18 protein-coding genes, 1 tRNA gene and 1 other annotated feature are annotated in these 17085 nt (G+C 28.1%); all 19 genes read left to right on the forward strand.

The window, feature by feature from the left end:
* The first annotated feature begins 87 nt into the window (after window positions 1–87).
* The 19 genes from K0039_RS17075 to K0039_RS17165 all read left to right on the forward strand — a co-directional run bounded on the left by K0039_RS17075 (window position 88) and on the right by K0039_RS17165 (window position 17068).
* A complete protein-coding gene (locus tag K0039_RS17075; protein ID WP_228106284.1) occupies window positions 88–1284 on the forward strand; it encodes a pyridoxal phosphate-dependent aminotransferase in 1197 nt (398 codons plus the stop codon).
* 289 nt (window positions 1285–1573) lie between these two features.
* Window positions 1574–2179, forward strand: coding sequence for a hypothetical protein (locus K0039_RS17080; RefSeq protein ID WP_228106285.1), 606 nt, complete (start codon window positions 1574–1576; stop codon window positions 2177–2179).
* A gap of 146 nt (window positions 2180–2325) precedes the next feature.
* Window positions 2326–2575: a binding site (T-box leader), on the forward strand.
* A gap of 189 nt (window positions 2576–2764) precedes the next feature.
* Window positions 2765–4213, forward strand: coding sequence for a sodium:solute symporter family protein (locus K0039_RS17085; RefSeq protein WP_228106286.1), 1449 nt, complete (start codon window positions 2765–2767; stop codon window positions 4211–4213).
* A gap of 280 nt (window positions 4214–4493) precedes the next feature.
* Window positions 4494–5771 (forward strand): nickel-dependent lactate racemase family protein, encoded by a 1278-nt coding sequence (locus tag K0039_RS17090; protein ID WP_228106287.1) that lies wholly within the window; start codon window positions 4494–4496, stop codon window positions 5769–5771.
* Window positions 5772–6045: 274 nt separating this feature from the next.
* Window positions 6046–6118: transfer RNA gene (locus K0039_RS17095), tRNA-Lys, on the forward strand.
* Between the two features lie 111 nt (window positions 6119–6229).
* A complete protein-coding gene (locus tag K0039_RS17100; RefSeq protein WP_228106288.1) occupies window positions 6230–6370 on the forward strand; it encodes a hypothetical protein in 141 nt (46 codons plus the stop codon).
* 210 nt (window positions 6371–6580) lie between these two features.
* Window positions 6581–7255: a TIGR04283 family arsenosugar biosynthesis glycosyltransferase gene (locus K0039_RS17105; RefSeq protein WP_228106289.1), complete on the forward strand. Its 675-nt coding sequence runs from the start codon at window positions 6581–6583 to the stop codon at window positions 7253–7255.
* A 4-nt stretch (window positions 7256–7259) separates the two neighbouring features.
* Complete coding sequence (locus tag K0039_RS17110) at window positions 7260–7952, forward strand: TIGR04282 family arsenosugar biosynthesis glycosyltransferase (protein ID WP_228106290.1); 693 nt, start codon at window positions 7260–7262, stop codon at window positions 7950–7952.
* Entirely contained in the window at window positions 7931–8947 is a 1017-nt protein-coding gene (locus tag K0039_RS17115) for an aminoglycoside phosphotransferase family protein (protein ID WP_228106291.1), read from the forward strand. Before K0039_RS17110 ends, K0039_RS17115 begins: the two co-directional genes overlap by 22 nt.
* Before the next feature lie 124 nt (window positions 8948–9071).
* Window positions 9072–9794, forward strand: a complete 723-nt coding sequence (locus K0039_RS17120) for a TVP38/TMEM64 family protein (protein ID WP_228106292.1) — start codon at window positions 9072–9074, stop codon at window positions 9792–9794.
* Between the two features lie 78 nt (window positions 9795–9872).
* Window positions 9873–10574, forward strand: coding sequence for a TVP38/TMEM64 family protein (locus tag K0039_RS17125; protein WP_228106293.1), 702 nt, complete (start codon window positions 9873–9875; stop codon window positions 10572–10574).
* Window positions 10564–11541, forward strand: a complete 978-nt coding sequence (locus K0039_RS17130; protein ID WP_228106294.1) for a heterodisulfide reductase-related iron-sulfur binding cluster — start codon at window positions 10564–10566, stop codon at window positions 11539–11541. The genes K0039_RS17125 and K0039_RS17130 overlap by 11 nt, the downstream gene beginning before the upstream one ends.
* Window positions 11542–11580: 39 nt before the next feature.
* Window positions 11581–12804, forward strand: a complete 1224-nt coding sequence (locus K0039_RS17135; RefSeq protein ID WP_228106295.1) for an ABC transporter substrate-binding protein — start codon at window positions 11581–11583, stop codon at window positions 12802–12804.
* Window positions 12804–13670 (forward strand): ABC transporter permease, encoded by an 867-nt coding sequence (locus K0039_RS17140; protein ID WP_228106296.1) that lies wholly within the window; start codon window positions 12804–12806, stop codon window positions 13668–13670. Before K0039_RS17135 ends, K0039_RS17140 begins: the two co-directional genes overlap by 1 nt.
* A gap of 8 nt (window positions 13671–13678) precedes the next feature.
* Window positions 13679–14488, forward strand: coding sequence for an ABC transporter permease (locus tag K0039_RS17145; RefSeq protein ID WP_228106297.1), 810 nt, complete (start codon window positions 13679–13681; stop codon window positions 14486–14488).
* A gap of 16 nt (window positions 14489–14504) precedes the next feature.
* Complete coding sequence (locus K0039_RS17150) at window positions 14505–15524, forward strand: ABC transporter ATP-binding protein (RefSeq protein ID WP_228106298.1); 1020 nt, start codon at window positions 14505–14507, stop codon at window positions 15522–15524.
* Window positions 15525–15582: 58 nt separating this feature from the next.
* Window positions 15583–16449: a nucleoside hydrolase gene (locus K0039_RS17155; protein ID WP_228106299.1), complete on the forward strand. Its 867-nt coding sequence runs from the start codon at window positions 15583–15585 to the stop codon at window positions 16447–16449.
* Window positions 16450–16486: 37 nt separating this feature from the next.
* Window positions 16487–16729, forward strand: coding sequence for a hypothetical protein (locus tag K0039_RS17160; RefSeq protein WP_228106300.1), 243 nt, complete (start codon window positions 16487–16489; stop codon window positions 16727–16729).
* 138 nt (window positions 16730–16867) lie between these two features.
* On the forward strand, window positions 16868–17068 hold the full coding sequence (locus K0039_RS17165) for a helix-turn-helix domain-containing protein (RefSeq protein WP_228106301.1): 201 nt from the start codon (window positions 16868–16870) through the stop codon (window positions 17066–17068).
* Window positions 17069–17085: the final 17 nt, after the last annotated feature.

Here is a 17085-nt window from a genome sequence, read left to right on the forward strand (position 1 = left end):
TTTTTATATTTCTATCATTATTTACAAAATATTATTTGTGATATTTGGAAATTCTAAGTTTGAAGAAGTATGTTAGGAGGATAATTTATGAATATTTCAAAAAGAATACAATCAGTTCCACCATCAACTATAATGGAATTATTAACTTTTGCAGCAAAAGCAAAAAATCAAGGTAAAAAAGTATATCATCTAAATATAGGTCAGCCAGATATAATAACACCAGAAGGTTTTTTTAAGGCTATAAGAGAATATAAAGGTGAAGTTTTAGAATATGCTTTATCAGAAGGTTTACCAGATCTTATAGAAGCTATAAGAAAGTATTATATAAATTATAATTTAAACTTTAAAAATGATGAGATTTTAATTACAAATGGTGGTAGTGAGGCATTATTATTTACCATGCTTACTATTTGTGATGAAGGTGATAATGTATTAGTTCCTGAGCCTTTTTACTCAAATTATTTTAACTTCTCTAAATCTGTAGGAGTGAACATTAATCCAATTACTACTTTGGCTGAAAATGGATTCCACTTACCTAATAAAGATGAAATAGTGTCAAAAATTAATGATAAAACTAAGGCTATACTATTCTCAAACCCAGGAAACCCAACAGGTGTAGTTTATACAAGAAAAGAATTAGAAATGATTGCAGATATAGCACTTGAACATAATTTATGGATAATAGCTGACGAGGTTTACAGGGAGTTTGTTTATGATGGTGAGTATACTAGTATAGGTACTATTGAAAGAGCAAAGGACAGAGTAATAATTGTAGACTCTGTATCAAAACGTTATAGTGCTTGTGGAGCAAGAATAGGCTCATTAGCTTCTAAAAATAAGCCTTTTATGGGAGGTATACTTAAGTTATGTCAAGCTAGATTATCTGTGCCTACTTTAGAACAATTAGGAGCAATAGAACTTTACAAAACAGATAATTCTTATTTAACAGAAGTTAATGAAGAATATAGAAAAAGAAGAGATGTACTTTATAATGAACTTATAAAAGTACCAGGTGTTATTTGCAAAAAGCCTAGTGGTGCTTTTTATATAGTTGCAAAGCTACCAGTAAAAAACGCAGATGACTTTACTAAATGGTTACTAAGTGATTTCGATAAAGATGGAGAAACTGTAATGCCTTGTCCAGCTGAAGGATTTTATCAAACATCTGGTCTTGGAGTTGATGAAATAAGACTGGCCTATATTCTAAATACTAAAGATTTATCTAAGGCAGCCATACTTTTAAAAGAAGGTTTAGAGACTTATCTGAAGTTAAATAAAGAATAAAAAAGTTTGTTTTAACAAAAAACAGAGTTCAACATAGGACTCTGTTTTTTAATTCAAGAACTTCGTTGCATGAAGTATTTACAAAAATATTTAGATTATACATAAAGAGAGTGAATCTTACATAATATTGAAATTTGGTAACAATCTGTAATTACCTATGTTACCATTTTGTAATACAAAGTAACAAGTATGTAACTGTAATTTTTCAAGGGGTAATGATATTATAATAATATAAATAAAAGATAAAATTTAAGAAATCTTAAAATATATTATGAGGAAGTGTTGAAAAATGAAAAAAGGAATTATAGCAATAACATTATTATTAACTGGAGCATTATTAATAACTCCAATTGCAAACGCAATCTCACAAAGCAACAAACAAGAAAATGTAAAACCAGTAAAAGTTGAACAAGCTACAAATACTGTAAAAACAGAAGTTGTAAAAAACAATGAAGACAAAACAACACAAAAGGAAGAAACTAATACACCAGTAAAAACTGAAACTACAGTTGTAAAAAATAAAAAGCCTGTAAAAGTGAAAGTAGAAACTAAAAAAGAAGAAACTAAAAAAGTTGAGACTAAGAAAGAAGAATCTACTAAGCCAGTTAACAATACAGCTGTAAAAGGTGATAAAGATAAAGAAGAAGTTAAAACAGGAATGACAAAATCACAGTCTGAAGCAGTTTTAAATAAATATTTAAAAGAAGTTGAAAAAGTTGACTTTACTTACACATACCAAGGTAATGAAAATACTTTTAAAGCAATGCAGAAAAAAGGAATAAGAGGATATGTATTTTTACCAAATATAGAAACTGACTTAGCTTACTTAGTAGACAAAGATAATGGATCAATATATTTCTTCCATCCATCAGGATACTTTGAATTATTACAATAAAATATAGTTAATATAAAAAAACTTAGCACTAAAATGTGCTAAGTTTTTTATTCTTACTAGCTATTAAAATAAAATTTGAGTTAAAAATTATAAAAAAATAGTTGACAATACAAAAAAATAAAACTACTATTAAATCAAACTAAAAAACAAAAGCGATGATAAGAAGAAGTAGTAATTAAAAGAAAGATATACAGAAAGTTACCGGTTGATGAGAGGTGCATACTTATTTAATTATGAATACATCTTTGAGCTTCACACTGAAGAGCTAAGCTTGGTAGGATGTGACGTATTCACACGTTATAGTGACAGAGTATTCTAAGGAGTACTTGTAGAGGTAAGTAATGTGAATTACTTATAAACTAAGGTGGTAACGCGAGATAAGCTCTCGTCCTTTTAAGGACGAGGGCTTTTTTTAATTCTTGGATAAGCCGCTATGGCAAATTTTAAGCTTAAAATACAGAATATTTTGAAAAAATAGCATTGAAATTATAGTAAGTATATTTTAATAAAGTAGTTGCAACCTTTATTAAAATACAATATACAAAAAACATTTAAAAATTATTTTATTAAAAGGAGGAAATTATAATGAATATACCATTAATAATTGTTATTTTATACGTGATAATGTTACTTGGAATTAGTGTTGTTATATCTATAAAATCTAAAAAAGATGGAGGAGAAGATTTCTTATTATATAAAAATAAAAATAGTACAATGATTACAGCTGTCACAATAGCAGGTGTAGCAATAGGTGGAGCATCTACTATAGGTATAGCAGAAAATGCATTTTCTGTTGGTTTATCAGCAGGTTGGTACAATGTGGCGTGGGCATTTGGTGCAATTATAGCAAGTTTTACCATAGTAAAAAAACTAAGAAAATCAGGTTTTAGCACAGTTACAAAATTAATTCAATCTATATATGATGAAAAAGCAGGAGTAATGATGACCATAGCAATGATAATAATTCAATGTACAATTATAGCACTTCAATATATAGCAGGTGGGTCAATATTATCTAGTTTATTACCAGATGTATTTGATTTGAAAACTGCAACATTCTTTTCTTTCTTAATATTTATGTTAGTAGGATTTGTGGGAGGAATGGGATCTGCAAGCGTAAGTAATATATTAAATATCTCTTTAATTTATATAGGTATAATAACATCAGCAGTATTAGTTTTATTTAATCAAGGTGGGTGGGAAGCAGCTAAGATTATGGCTGAATCAACACCAAATGTACCGTATATGAGTTTAACCTCAGGAATGGGGATTCCAGCAATTATATCATGGATGATAGTAATGTGTGGCAATACAAACTCAGTACAAGGAGCTGTACAGATAGGTTTAACATCTAAAGATGATAAAAGTGCAGTAAATGGTTTTAGAATAGGAGCACTTTTAATGATACCAATAGGGTTTATATGTGCCATGCTTGGTATAGCATCTAAAGCATTAATTCCTAATGTGGCAGCAGCTAAGGCTCTTCCAATGATAATAATGAGTCTACCGCCAGTTATGGCAGGACTTACATTATCAGGATTATGGGCTGCAGATATGTCAACAGCATGTTCTATGTTAATAGGATGCTCTACTACAGTTAGTCATGATGTATTTTTTAGAACTAAAGCAGGAAATAAATTTAAAGATAAATCATTTATGATAAATAAAATAATAATATTAGTAGTTGGAATTTTAACTTATATATTATCATCACAACTTGGTACTATATTAAGTGCAATGAAAGTATGCTTATCTATGGCGATAGGAACTTCCATAATAGTAGTGGCAGGTCTTTGGTGTCCTAAGTTTTCAAGTAAAAATGCAGGTTTTTTTACCATATTATCTTCAGTATTCGCTGTAGTAGCATGGCTAGAATTCTCAGAACTTCATGATATGTTCAAAGATATAGGATACTGGATGATAGTAGTTAGTGGAATTACTTTTGTAGTAATAAGTTTATTGGAAAAAAATAAAGTAATTGCAAGTGATGAAGAAAATAAAATAGATAACTTAAATTTAGCAAGACATAAATAGATAAATAAAATTCAAAAAATGTGTTGATAAAGGTGAAGGACATAGCTTGGTAGGATGTGACGTGATAACACACGTAGGGTATTCCAAGGATACTTATTAAGATAAGCAATGTGAGTTGTTTATAAACTAAGGTGGTAGCGCGAGAAAAGCTCTCGTCCTTTTGAGGACGAGAGCTTTTTTATTGTTCTTACAATAAAAAGGTAAAGTAATCTAAAAAATAAACTACAGAATATTCTGTTACTAATATAATGCACAAAATACAAATATTTGGAGGTAAAATATGAATACAGTAGAAATGAAATATGGAAAAGAAAAAATAAGCATTAATTTAGAAGGAGCAAAATCAGTAAGTATTTTAAATGAAAGACCTATGGATGAAATAAAAGATTTAAAAAAAGCTTTTAAAAAAGGAATAACTACAGAAGTTATAAACTCAAAACCTTTAAATGAAATTATAAATGAAGATGACAAAGTAACCATAGTGATTAGCGACTTAACGCGATTTTGGCAAAGACAAGATTTAATATGTGAGCAATTAGTAAATTATTTAATAGGAGAATTAAAAGTCAAGCATGAAAATATCGTAGTAGTTGTGGCCCTTGGAAGTCATAGAAAGCAAAGTGAAGAAGAACTTTGTAAACTAGCTTCAAAATCAGTTTATGATAAAGTTAAAATTGTAAATCATGACTGTGATGCAGATGATTTAGTAAATGTTGGAACTACTCCTTCAGGTACTGAAGTTTATGTGAATCCTTTAGTTGTAGGAAGAAAAGTAATAATGATAACAGGCACAGTTCATCATATAATGGCAGGATTTGGTGGAGGAAGAAAAAGTATAATACCTGGTGTTGCTGGAAGACAAACAATAAGACAAAATCATATTCAAAGTTTAAGTAAAACAGAAAAAAGATCAGATCCATTAGTTGGAGCTAGACTTTTAACTCATAATCCAATAAACGAAGATATGAATGAAGCTGCAAAATTTATAGATGTAGCTTTTGGAATAAATATAGTTGTAAATTCATCATCTAAGCATAGTAAATTAATATGTGGTGATTTCCATGATGCATGGTTAAAAAGCTGTAAATATGTGGATGATGCATATGGATTGCGTATAAAAAAAGAAGCAGATATAGTAATAGCTAGTTGTGGAGGATATCCAAAGGATATTAACTTATATCAGTCAACAAAATCCTTATTTAACGCCACTAGAGCTGTAAAAAAAGGAGGCGCATTAATTTTACTAGCTGAATGTAGTGAAGGTGGAGGAGCACCGGATTTCTTTAACTGGATTGATCCATTAAAAAGAGGAGTTTTAGATGAAGAACTTAGAGCAAGCTTTACAATAGGAGGGTATATATTCTATGCAGCTTGCGAATCCATATCAAAATGCAATGTTTATATGCTAAGTTCTATAGATCCAGATATGGTAAAAGACATGAAAATAACAGCTTCAAGTAATATTGAAGACTTATTAAACAAAATTAATTGCAAAAATAAAGATATATATGTAATTCCATATGGAGGAAATGTAGTTCCTTTATTGGAGGAAGATTAAATAAATTAAGAGGAATATACTATGAATATATCGTTAATTATTGACCTAATAAACAATTAAATAAAGAATAATTAGATATAGTTAATAAAGTAGTAACTATGTAAATATAAATAATGTTAAAAATTAATTTAAATTAAAAGATGGCATTTGCCATCTTTTGATTGTATTTATAATAGATAAAAATTATATGAAAAAAAATAATGATAAAATAACTAGTTAAGGGTAGATTTTTATTAAAATGTTAGCTACAATTGATATGTAGTTAAATATTTAGGGCTCATTAGCTTAGTTGGTAGAGCACCTGACTCTTAATCAGGGGGTCCTGGGTTCGAGTCCCAGATGGGTCACTTTGAAATCTCATTGATATAATGTCAGTGGGATTTTTTATTGAGAATTATTGTATTGATGAATTATAAAAAAAGAAGGTATAATTAAACTTAATAAAAGGGGTATAACTAGTGATTATAAGATTAAATTACACTGATAGAAGTTTTTCTTACATATATTCACCAGACAAGTTAATTATAAAAAAGAAAGATTTAGTTCAAACGTTTAATAAGTGGTGGAATGATAATCTGGTTGGTTTAGTAGCTGGATAATTTGATTAAAAGACAAGTAAAAAGATTTATCATGGTAAAGAGTAACCATTGCTTTATTGGATAAATGAGTATTGTTTGGTTAATGAATATGGAGAAAGAGCTTACTTAATGGAAACCTCAAGAAATGAATTAAAAAAATATGATTTAACAATAAGAGAATTAGATTAGACAATAGAAGTTTAAATTTAACAAAACAACAAGGATGGAAACATGATTTCAATAATAATTCCAATTTATAATGAAGAAAAAAATATAATAAAACTTCAAGATAATTTAGCTAAATTAAAAGGAAATTTTGAAGTTATATTTTGTGATGGAGGAAGTACTGATAAAACGAAGGATTTAATAGATAGTATTTTTACTGTGATTAATTGCCATAAGGGAAGAGCAAATCAGATGAATTATGGAAGCAAAGTTTCAAATGGTAATGTACTATTTTTCCTTCACTGCGACAGTGAGATTGAAGCTGATGTAATTATTAAAATTCAAGATGAAATAAATAAAGGTAATAAATTAGGTTGTTTAAAATTAAAATTTGATAATGACATAATATGGATGAAAATTTGTGGTTATATGTCTAACTTAAGAGTTAAACTAAGAAAAATAGCATTTGGAGATCAAGGAATATTTATAACAAAAGAACTATTTGAAGAAATTGGTGGAATGCCTAATTTACCTATAATGGAAGACTTAGAATTTTCTTTAAGGCTAAAAAGAAAGAAGTGTTATTTTAAACAAATAGATAGCCAAATAACAACTTCAGCTAGAAGATTTTTGGACAAAGGTATATTTAAAACTATGACTCAAATGCAAAAACTACAACTTCAATATTTGTGTGGAAGAGATATAAATGAAATTAACAAAGAATATAGAGACATTAGGTGATTAAATGAGAGAGGCAATTATTATTTTTACAAGAGTTCCCATACCAGGGAAGACAAAAACAAGGCTACAGAGTTTTCTTACAAAAGATCAGTGTGCAGAGATTCACAAAAACTTTTTAAAAGATATTAAATACACTTGTGAAAAATTGAAAAGAGGTATTTTTATATTCTATACACCTGAAGATAAGAACAATGTGATGAAAAGTATATTTGGACATAAGTTTAAGTATAAAATACAAGAAGGAAATGACTTAGGAGAAAAGATGTATAATGCTATAGAGTATGTTTTAGGGAAAAAATATAACTCGTGTATATTAATAGGAAGTGATATACCTTTTTTAAAAGAAGATGATTTAAAAAAGGCTTTTAAAATTTTGAGAAAAAAGGATATTGTTTTAGGACCAACAGTGGATAAGGGATATTATTTAGTAGGGATGAAAAATCCTACTAAAGCAGTATTTGAAAATGTGCAATATGGTTATGGAAATGTATTAGATGATACTATAGCATCAATAAAAAATTCAAATTTAACTTATGATTTAACTAATAAAAATGTTGATATAGATGAGAAAGAAGATGTAGTTTACTTTTACAATGAAATAAAAAAAGAAAATGTAAGTAAAGATATGCACACATCAAAATATATTATTAAGGTTATTGAGGAGTATGAAAGAGAATGTTTACGATTAACGGTTTAGAAGAGTATGTAAAAAGACAAGAATTTTTAGAAGAATTAAACATTCCTAAAGAACATAAAATTGATTTTCAGTTATTGGCACAAGGTGAATATAATATAAATTACTTATTCACTCATCCAGTAACAAAAGATAATTTAATTCTTAGGGTAAATACAGCCAGTCAAATGGACTTAAGCGATCAAATTGAATATGAGTACAAATCATTATTACAACTAAAAGAAAGTAAAAGAACGCCAATACCAATATATGTGGATGGAAGAAAGAAACACCTTGATTATGGTGTTTTAGTTATGAATTTTTTACAAGGAGTTCCTTTAGATTATAGAAAAGATTTGTATATAGCGGCCAATTGTTTAGGAGATATTCATAGTGTAGTATTAGAAGAAAATTTACATTTATTATGTCCTAAAAACCCATTACAATCAATAATTGATGAATGCGAAACTATGATACAAACTTATTATGATAGTCATTTAGGAGATGAAGAAAAGAAAAAACAAATAAAAAGAATGTTAAATTTAGGGCAAGAAATGATAAAAAGTACAGGAGAGTACAAGGGACGAAGATGTATTATTAATACGGAGTTAAATTCAAGCAATTTCTTAATAAATGGAGAAAACAATAATAACTATATAATAGATTGGGAAAAACCAATATTAGGAGAGCCGGCACAAGATTTAGGTCATTTTCTAGCACCAACAACTACATTCTGGAAAACAGATGTTATTTTATCACAAGATGAAATTGAAAAATTTACTGAAGAATATATAAAAGTTGTTGGAGATAGATTTAATACAAATGACATAGAAGATAGATTAAGGCTATATCTTCCTATAACATGTTTGAGAGGAATTACTTGGTGTGCTATGGCTTGGGTTCAATATAAAGATTCTAATAAATTAATAAGAAATGAGTTTACAGCTAAGAAGTTAGATGATTATTTATCAAAAGAATTCTTAGATATGATAGAAAATAGATATTTTAAGAAGTGTTAAATATATACTTATAGAAAAAATCTATACAAGTTAACTTATATAGAAAAATACTATTAGAATTAAAAATACAGCCATGATAAAATAAATTTACGAAATTATATGAAATTTAGGGAGAGGAGAGGTCATGGAAGAAGTAAAAAGTAGAAAGAATAATGTCTATGTAAAATTAGCAATTATGAGTTTAATAATAATTAGTATAGGAAGCTACTTTGTAATTCCAAGTGTAAAAACAACTTTTGATAATATAGTTTTCATGTTCAAAAGTGGTGATTTTACAGTAGTTGGAGAATTTATTAAATCTTATGGACCTTATGCTATGGCAATATCTTTTATGTTAATGATATTACAGTCTATAGCAGCTCCATTACCTGCTTTTCTTATTACATTTGCCAATGCAAACTTATTTGGATGGTGGCAAGGTGCAATATTATCATGGACTAGTGCCATGGCAGGAGCAGTAGTTTGCTTCTTTATTGCGAGAATTTTAGGTCGTGACATTGCTGTAAAGATGACAAGTAGAAAAGGTATAGAGCAAGTAGATCAGTTTTTTACTAAGTATGGTAAACAAAGTATATTAATAGCTAGACTTCTGCCATTTATGTCTTTTGATCTTATAAGTTATGCAGCAGGATTAACAGGTATGGGCTTTATGGGGTTTTTTATAGCAACAGGAATTGGTCAATTACCAGCTACAATAGTTTACTCTTATGTAGGAGGAATGTTAACTGGTGGAGCTAAATTACTTGTTACAGGTCTATTGATTTTATTTGCTTTAACAACGTTAATATTTTTAATGAAGCAGGTTTATAATGATAGGCAAAAAAAGAAATTATTTAATGAAAAATAAACAATTGTATTAACTATCTCAAGGAGATTTACAAATTTACCTTGAGATATTATTTTGTAATTATAGAAGGATGAAAAAATGAAGAAAAAGAATGTTTTAAAAGTAAGTATTTTTGGAGTTATAATTTTAGCTATAATTATTTTAAATAATCATTATGGATGGTCTGATTATATTAGTGATGCTAAAAATTTAGATTATATAAAGCAAATGGTGAAGGATAATATATTACTTGCCATAAGTATTTATATAATTTTAACAATTGTAGGGTGTGTTGTACTTGCCATTCCAGGAGTAACTTTTGCAGTTTTTGCAGGAATTTTATTTGGACCAGTTCTAGGTATATTTGCTTGCTTAATTGCTACAACTTTAGGTGCATCTATGGCATTTATAGTAGGTAGATTTTTCCTAAAAGATATGATAAAACCTATGCTTGAAAAAAATAAAACATTGAAGAAGCTTCTTTTTAGTGATAATGATAAAAGTGATTTAATAATCCTAATGATTACTAGAATGGTTCCTATATTTCCATATAACTTGCAAAACTTTGCCTATGGAATAACAGATATAGGATTTTGGAAATATACAATCTATACATTTATTTTTATGTTTCCAGGAGTATCATTTTTTACTATAGGTTCTGCAGGATTTACAGCAGGTAATAACAAATGGAGATATTTTATAATAGCAGGAGTATTAGCTATAATTGTAACACTTGCAGGAATACTTATTCAAAGAAAATATCTAGGAAATAGTAAAGAGGTAATAGAAAATGAAGAATAAAGCACAAAACTGTATTCATTGTAACTTATGTACTAAAAATTGTGATTTTCTAAAAAAATATAATATGGACCTGGAAGGCTTTTCAAAAATAGAAGATTTAGCTTATCATTGCTTCCTTTGTGGGAAGTGCAAAGCCGTTTGTCCTAAAGATATTGATGGAAAAGAAATTGCTTTAAGTATGAGAAAAGAAAAGGTTAAAAATAACAGTAATGTTATAATGGATAAGGATTATAATATGCTTTTAAAAGAAAAAAATCCTTATATTTTTGCCAACTATAAAAATTCAAATAAAAAATCAGTATTATTTCCAGGATGCAATTTTGTATCATTATTCCCAAAAACAGGAAAAGTATTAATAGATCAACTTAAAAAGTATGATATTGGAGTTATTTTTGATTGCTGCCAAAAACCGATAGAAGAATTAGGCTTAGAAGATGATGCAAATAAAAACTTACAATCCTTAAGAAATAAAATAAAAGAAGAGAGTATTGAAGAAATTATAGTAGTGTGTCCAAATTGTTATTATTTTTTAAATGAGAAGTTAGATATAAAGATAATAACTATTTATGAAAAATTAAAAGAACTTAATTTAGGGCAAAGTATAAAGGAAGAAACTCTTCCTATTTACTATCCTTGTCCAGACAGAGAAGAAAAATTATTTTTTAATACTATAAAACCTTTTTTAGAAGGAAAAATAGAAAATTCATTTAAAGATACTCAGTGTTGTGGATTGGGAGGATGCGCTAGCTCTAAAGAAAGTGAAATATCAACGAAATTTGCAAAATCAGTATCCTTAGCAGGAGAGGATAGGTTATTTACTTATTGTGCTTCCTGTGTTGGAAACTTTAAAAGAAAGGGATTTTCAAATTCTTATCATATACTTCCATTAGTGTTAAATGTGAAAGAAGAAGTACCTTTAGGCATGAAATCTTTGATTAATAGGGCTATGTTTAAATTTAGAAAATAAAAAATATATTATTTAATTATAAGATAAAGGAGTGAGGGTATGAAAAAAATTATATCAATTTTAATGAGTTCAATTATAATGTTATCCATGGTTGCTTGTGGAAAAAGCAATGATACTGCCACAAATGTAGATAATATGAAATGGGAAGAAGTATTAGAAAAAGCAAAAGGTAGTACAGTTACATTTTATGGATGGGGTGGAGACGAAGAGCTAAATGCTTGGTTAGATGATGTTTTTGAACCAAAAATGAAAGAAAAATACGATATAAAAATGGAAAGAGTTCCAATGGATATAGACCAAGTACTTAGCCAGTTATCAGGTGAAATACAAGCTGGCGAAGAAGATGGAAGTATAGACATGATATGGATAAATGGTGAAAATTTTAAATCAGCTAAAGAAAATAACATGCTTTACGGACCATTTTTAGAAAAGCTTCCAAATGCAGAGAAATATCTTGATCTAAATGCAGATGAAAATAAATATGATTTTGGTTTTCCAACTGAAGGATACGAAGCACCTTATGGAAAAGCTCAGTTAGTATTTATGCATGATAGTGCGGTTACAAAGGATGTTCCAAGTAGTACAAAAGAATTATTAGAGTTTGCTAAAGCAAATAAAGGTAAGATTACATATCCAGCATTACCTGATTTTACAGGAAGTGCTTTTGTTCGTAATGTAATATATGACATCTGTGGATATGAGCAGTTCCAAGATATGAAAGAAGACAAAGAAACTGTTAAAAAAGCAATTGAGCCGGCTCTTGATTATTTAGTTGAATTAAATAAGTATTTATGGAATGAAGGTAAATCTTTCCCAGCAGACTCAACTCAATTAGATAATATGTTTAAAGACAATGAAGTAGTAATGAATATGACTTATACAGCGTATGCAGTTGCTAGAGGAATAGAAAATGGAAGTTACACTGATTCTACAAAAACTTTCTTATTCGATAAGGGAACTATAGGTAATACTAATTATATGGCAATAGCTAAAAATAGTGGAAATAAAGCTGGAGCAATGGTGGCTATAAATGAGATGATAAGTGCAGGAATGCAAGCATCAAGACTTGAAAAGTTAAAAACTATACCTGTAGTTGACAATCATAAATTAAGCAAGGAAGAAAAAGCAGAATTTGATAAAGTAGATATAGGAAAAGGTACAATACCTCAAGATGAATTATTATCAAAAAGACTTCCTGAAATGCCAGCTGGTTTAGTTCCAATAATTGAAGAAATATGGTTAGAAGAGGTTGTAGGAAAATAATGAAAAAGAAATATACGCCTTATATATTGTTAATACCACAAATATTACTTCTGATAATATTTTTAATAGGGCTTATTAATGGAATCACCCAAAGTTTTGGGGTGATTCCTACTTTTGGTTTAGAGAAGCCCACGCTAAAATACTATGCAGAAGTACTTTCGTCACCACAGATGAAATCTTCAATTATGTTTAGCTTATATATAGCTTTTGCATCATCAATGTTCTCTGTTGCGGTTGGCACATTAATTTGTATCGTAATAGTAATGAACAAAAAAACTAAATGGTTTTATGAAAAGTTAATTGAGATACCTATTGTAGTTCCACATATAGTTGTAGCTATCTTTATATTAAACATTTTTTCGAAAAGTGGACTTATGGCTAGAATTTTAGCATCTATTGGTCTTATTTCTTCGCCAGATCAATTTTTAAATTTGATTTATGACAAATATGGAATAGGAATAATGTTAGCTTATTTGTGGAAGGAAATACCTTTTATAATTTATTTTGTACTATCTATTATGTCAAATATAAATGATAGTTTGGGAGAAGCGGCCATAAACTTGGGTGCTAGTAAGTATGAAACATTTAAAAAGGTAACGCTACCTTTATGTAAAAATACTATATTAAGCGGATTCTTGATAATATTTGTATTTTCACTGGGAGCTTATGAAATACCTCAATTGCTAGGACCTACATTACCTAAAGCTTTGCCTGTCCTTTCTTATATTCAATATATACATCCAAATTTACAGAACAGACCATATGCTATGGCACTAAATGGAATAATAATTATGATTTCCTTAATAGCTGCAATTATTTACTACAATTTAATAAAAAATAATATACCATCAATGAAAGAAAAGTAGGTGATAAGATGAAAAATAATAAAATTAATAAGATTATATTAATTATAATGAGTATTTGTATAATACTACCTATATTAAATTTAATAATATGGTCATTTACAGAAAGATGGGCTTGGCCTGATTTATTACCACAGACTTATTCTTTAAGAGCAATAAATGAGATTTTTTCACGAAAAAGTGAAATGATTCAACTTTTCATATCGAGTATATTACTTTCTTTTGTAGTTGCCATATTATCGGTGATAATTGGACTAATGACTGCAAGAGCTTTTGTTTTTTATGATTTTAAATTTAAAAAACAACTTTATTTTTCAACTTTATTGCCATTTTTAATACCATCAACAGTATTTGCAATGGGAATACATGTAATGTTTATAAAGTGGGGACTGAGTAATAGTATATTGGGAGTGATTATTGTTCACTTAATTTATTCTCTACCTTATGCAACAAGATTGTTGATGGATGGAACTATGGCTATAGGCAATAAACTTGAAGAGCAAGCTCAAGTTCTTGGAGCCACACAACTTCAAGCTTTTACTAAAACAACGCTGCCTATTTTGTCACCAGTGATTTTATCATCACTTAGTATGTCATATATAATATCTTTTAGTCAGTATTTTTTAACATTGCTAATAGGTGGTGGCAAAGTTAAAACCTTTGCTATTGTAATGTTTCCATACTTATCTGGAGGAGATAGAAATATGGCATCCACATACTCTTTAGTATTTTTAGGCATAACAATAATAATATTTAGTATTTTCCAAGTAGCAGTTTCTAAAATTAATAAAAATATAAGCAGGGACTTTTATGGTGTATAGGAAATAGGTGAAATAAATGAGTTTGAAATTAGAAAATTTAAAAGTGAATATGGGAGGAAATGAGATCCTTCATGATATAAATTTAGATATGAATAGTGGAGAGTTTATATCTCTTTTAGGTCCTTCAGGCTGTGGTAAAAGTACTTTACTGAAAACTATAGCAGGATTAAATGATTTACAAGAAGGAAAAGTAATTCTATTTGATAAAGAAATTCAAGATATATCTCCTGAGAAAAGAGGAGCAGTAATAGTTTTTCAAGATTTAAGGTTATTTCCTCACTTATCAGTAGAAAAAAATATTGCTTTTGCTATGAATTTAAAGAAAATAAATAAAAATGAGCAAAAAAAAGTAGTAAAAAAGCTACTTAGAGAAGTTCATTTAGAAGGATTCGAAAATAGAAAAATAAAAGAACTGTCAGGAGGCCAAATGCAAAGAGTTGCCCTTGCTAGAGCTCTTGCATCAAATCCAAAAATCTTACTTCTTGATGAGCCATTCTCAGGCTTAGATGAAAAATTAAGAATTGAAATGGGACAATTAGTAAAAAAACTTCAAAGGGAAAATAAGATTACGATGATACTGGTTACTCATGACAAGAATGAAGCCTTACAACTTTCTGATAAAATCGCTCTTATTATGCATGGAGATATAATTCAGTATGATAATCCTTACAAGATTTATACTTCACCATATTCAAAAGAAGTTGCTAATTATTTTGGGAAAAATAATTATTTTATTGGCAAAGTTGATAATAAAATATTTAAAACAGAGCACTTTGAAATCAAATGTAATAAGAAAGATGGAAATTATGAAGCTATGATAAGACCAGCTAATGTTATAATAGATAATAATAAAAATGATTTTCAAATTAAAGAAATTACTTACTTAGGTGATTTTGTGGAAATTACATTAAAGAAAGATAAAAAAGAAGTTCTAGCTAAAGCAAGTGCAGATCTATTAAGCAAAGATTGCTTTAAAGAAGGAAATAAGGTAGGAATAATAATAAAAGAAGAAGAGATTACTTATTTTGAAGTGTAGATTTTAATTTTGAATATAAATTAATTGAATAAATATTAAGATTGAAAGAGGACAAAAAATGAAAAATGTAATATTTGACTGTGATAATACTTATGGAGTAGCGGACTGTGATGTGGATGATGGCCTTACATTAATATATTTAATTGGAAATAAAGATGTAAATTTATTAGGGGTTACAACTACTTATGGAAATAACAAGGTAGAAGTAGTTTATCCTAATACTTTAAAAATGGTTAAAGAACTAAAAGTAGAAAAATTACCAGTTCTAGAAGGCGGAAAAAATCCACAGGATTTAGATAATAAAGCAAGTGAATATTTAGCTGAAATGGCAAATAAATATAAAGGAAAATTATCCATATTAGCAACAGGATCTTTAACGAATCTTTATGGAGCCTATTTAAAAGACAACACTTTTTTTGATAAGATTAAGGAAATAGTATTAATGGGAGGAATAACTGAACCTTTGATATTTGCCAAAAGACAAATGGATGAGCTAAACTTTTCTTGTGACCCTATAGCAACATATACAGTTTTAACTAAGGGGAAAAATGTTTCAGTAATCACAGGAAACAACTGTCTTAAAGTTCTTGTGACTAGAGAAGACTATGAAAGGGAGCTAAATGACTATTCTAATCCTATTGTTCCTTATATAAAGGAAAAAGTAGATTATTGGTTTGATTATAATTTAGATAAGTTTGGAATTGATGGTACTTATAATTGGGACGTTACGGCGGCATCTTATTTAATGAGACCGGAGTTTTTCAAAGATAATAAATATAAAATGAAGTTAAGTGTAGAAGATTTAAGAAGAGGTTTTTTAAATGTTGATGAGGATAATAACTGTGTGTTGAATCTTCCTACAATAGATAATGAGGAACTTTATAATAAAGATATTTATGATACATGGAAGAATGTGGAAATATAAAAAATTAAGGGGAATATATTAAAAATGCAAGTTTTTAATGGAAGTTCTTACAGGTGAAATTGTAGATATGAAAGATAGAAATAGGATGAATAGATATCTTAGTGTCGGTTTTATACTATTATTTATTACACCTTATATACTAGCCTATTTTTCATTAGATACTAATAATATACTATACTATATTGTTCAAATTAGTATAGGAATTGTAACTGTGGGATTGATTTATAAAAATATTAAAAAAATGAAGTTTGACTTAGTATTTGAAAAAAAAGAAGATTAACTAATAATTAATAAAATTAACCTGTAGTTAAATTGTTTTGATTTTTATTTAACTACGTCTCCATTGTTTGAGTTTTTGTATAAAGTTATAATGAAAATATAAGATCTTATTAATAAATTATAAAACAGGCAGACAAATATGAAGCTAGAAATAGGTCAAGTTATATATAAATTAAGAAAAGAAAAGAATATAACACAGGAAGCTTTAGCTAAAACTGTAGGAGTATCAGTTGCAGCTGTATCAAAATGGGAAAGTAATAATTCTTACCCAGATATTGCTTTACTACCATCTATAGCTAGATTTTTTAATACTTCAATAGATAAACTTTTAAATTATTAAAAAGATATAAGTAATGA

Source organism: Terrisporobacter mayombei, from assembly GCF_020748465.1.
Taxonomy (GTDB): Bacteria; Bacillota; Clostridia; order Peptostreptococcales; family Peptostreptococcaceae; genus Terrisporobacter; species Terrisporobacter mayombei.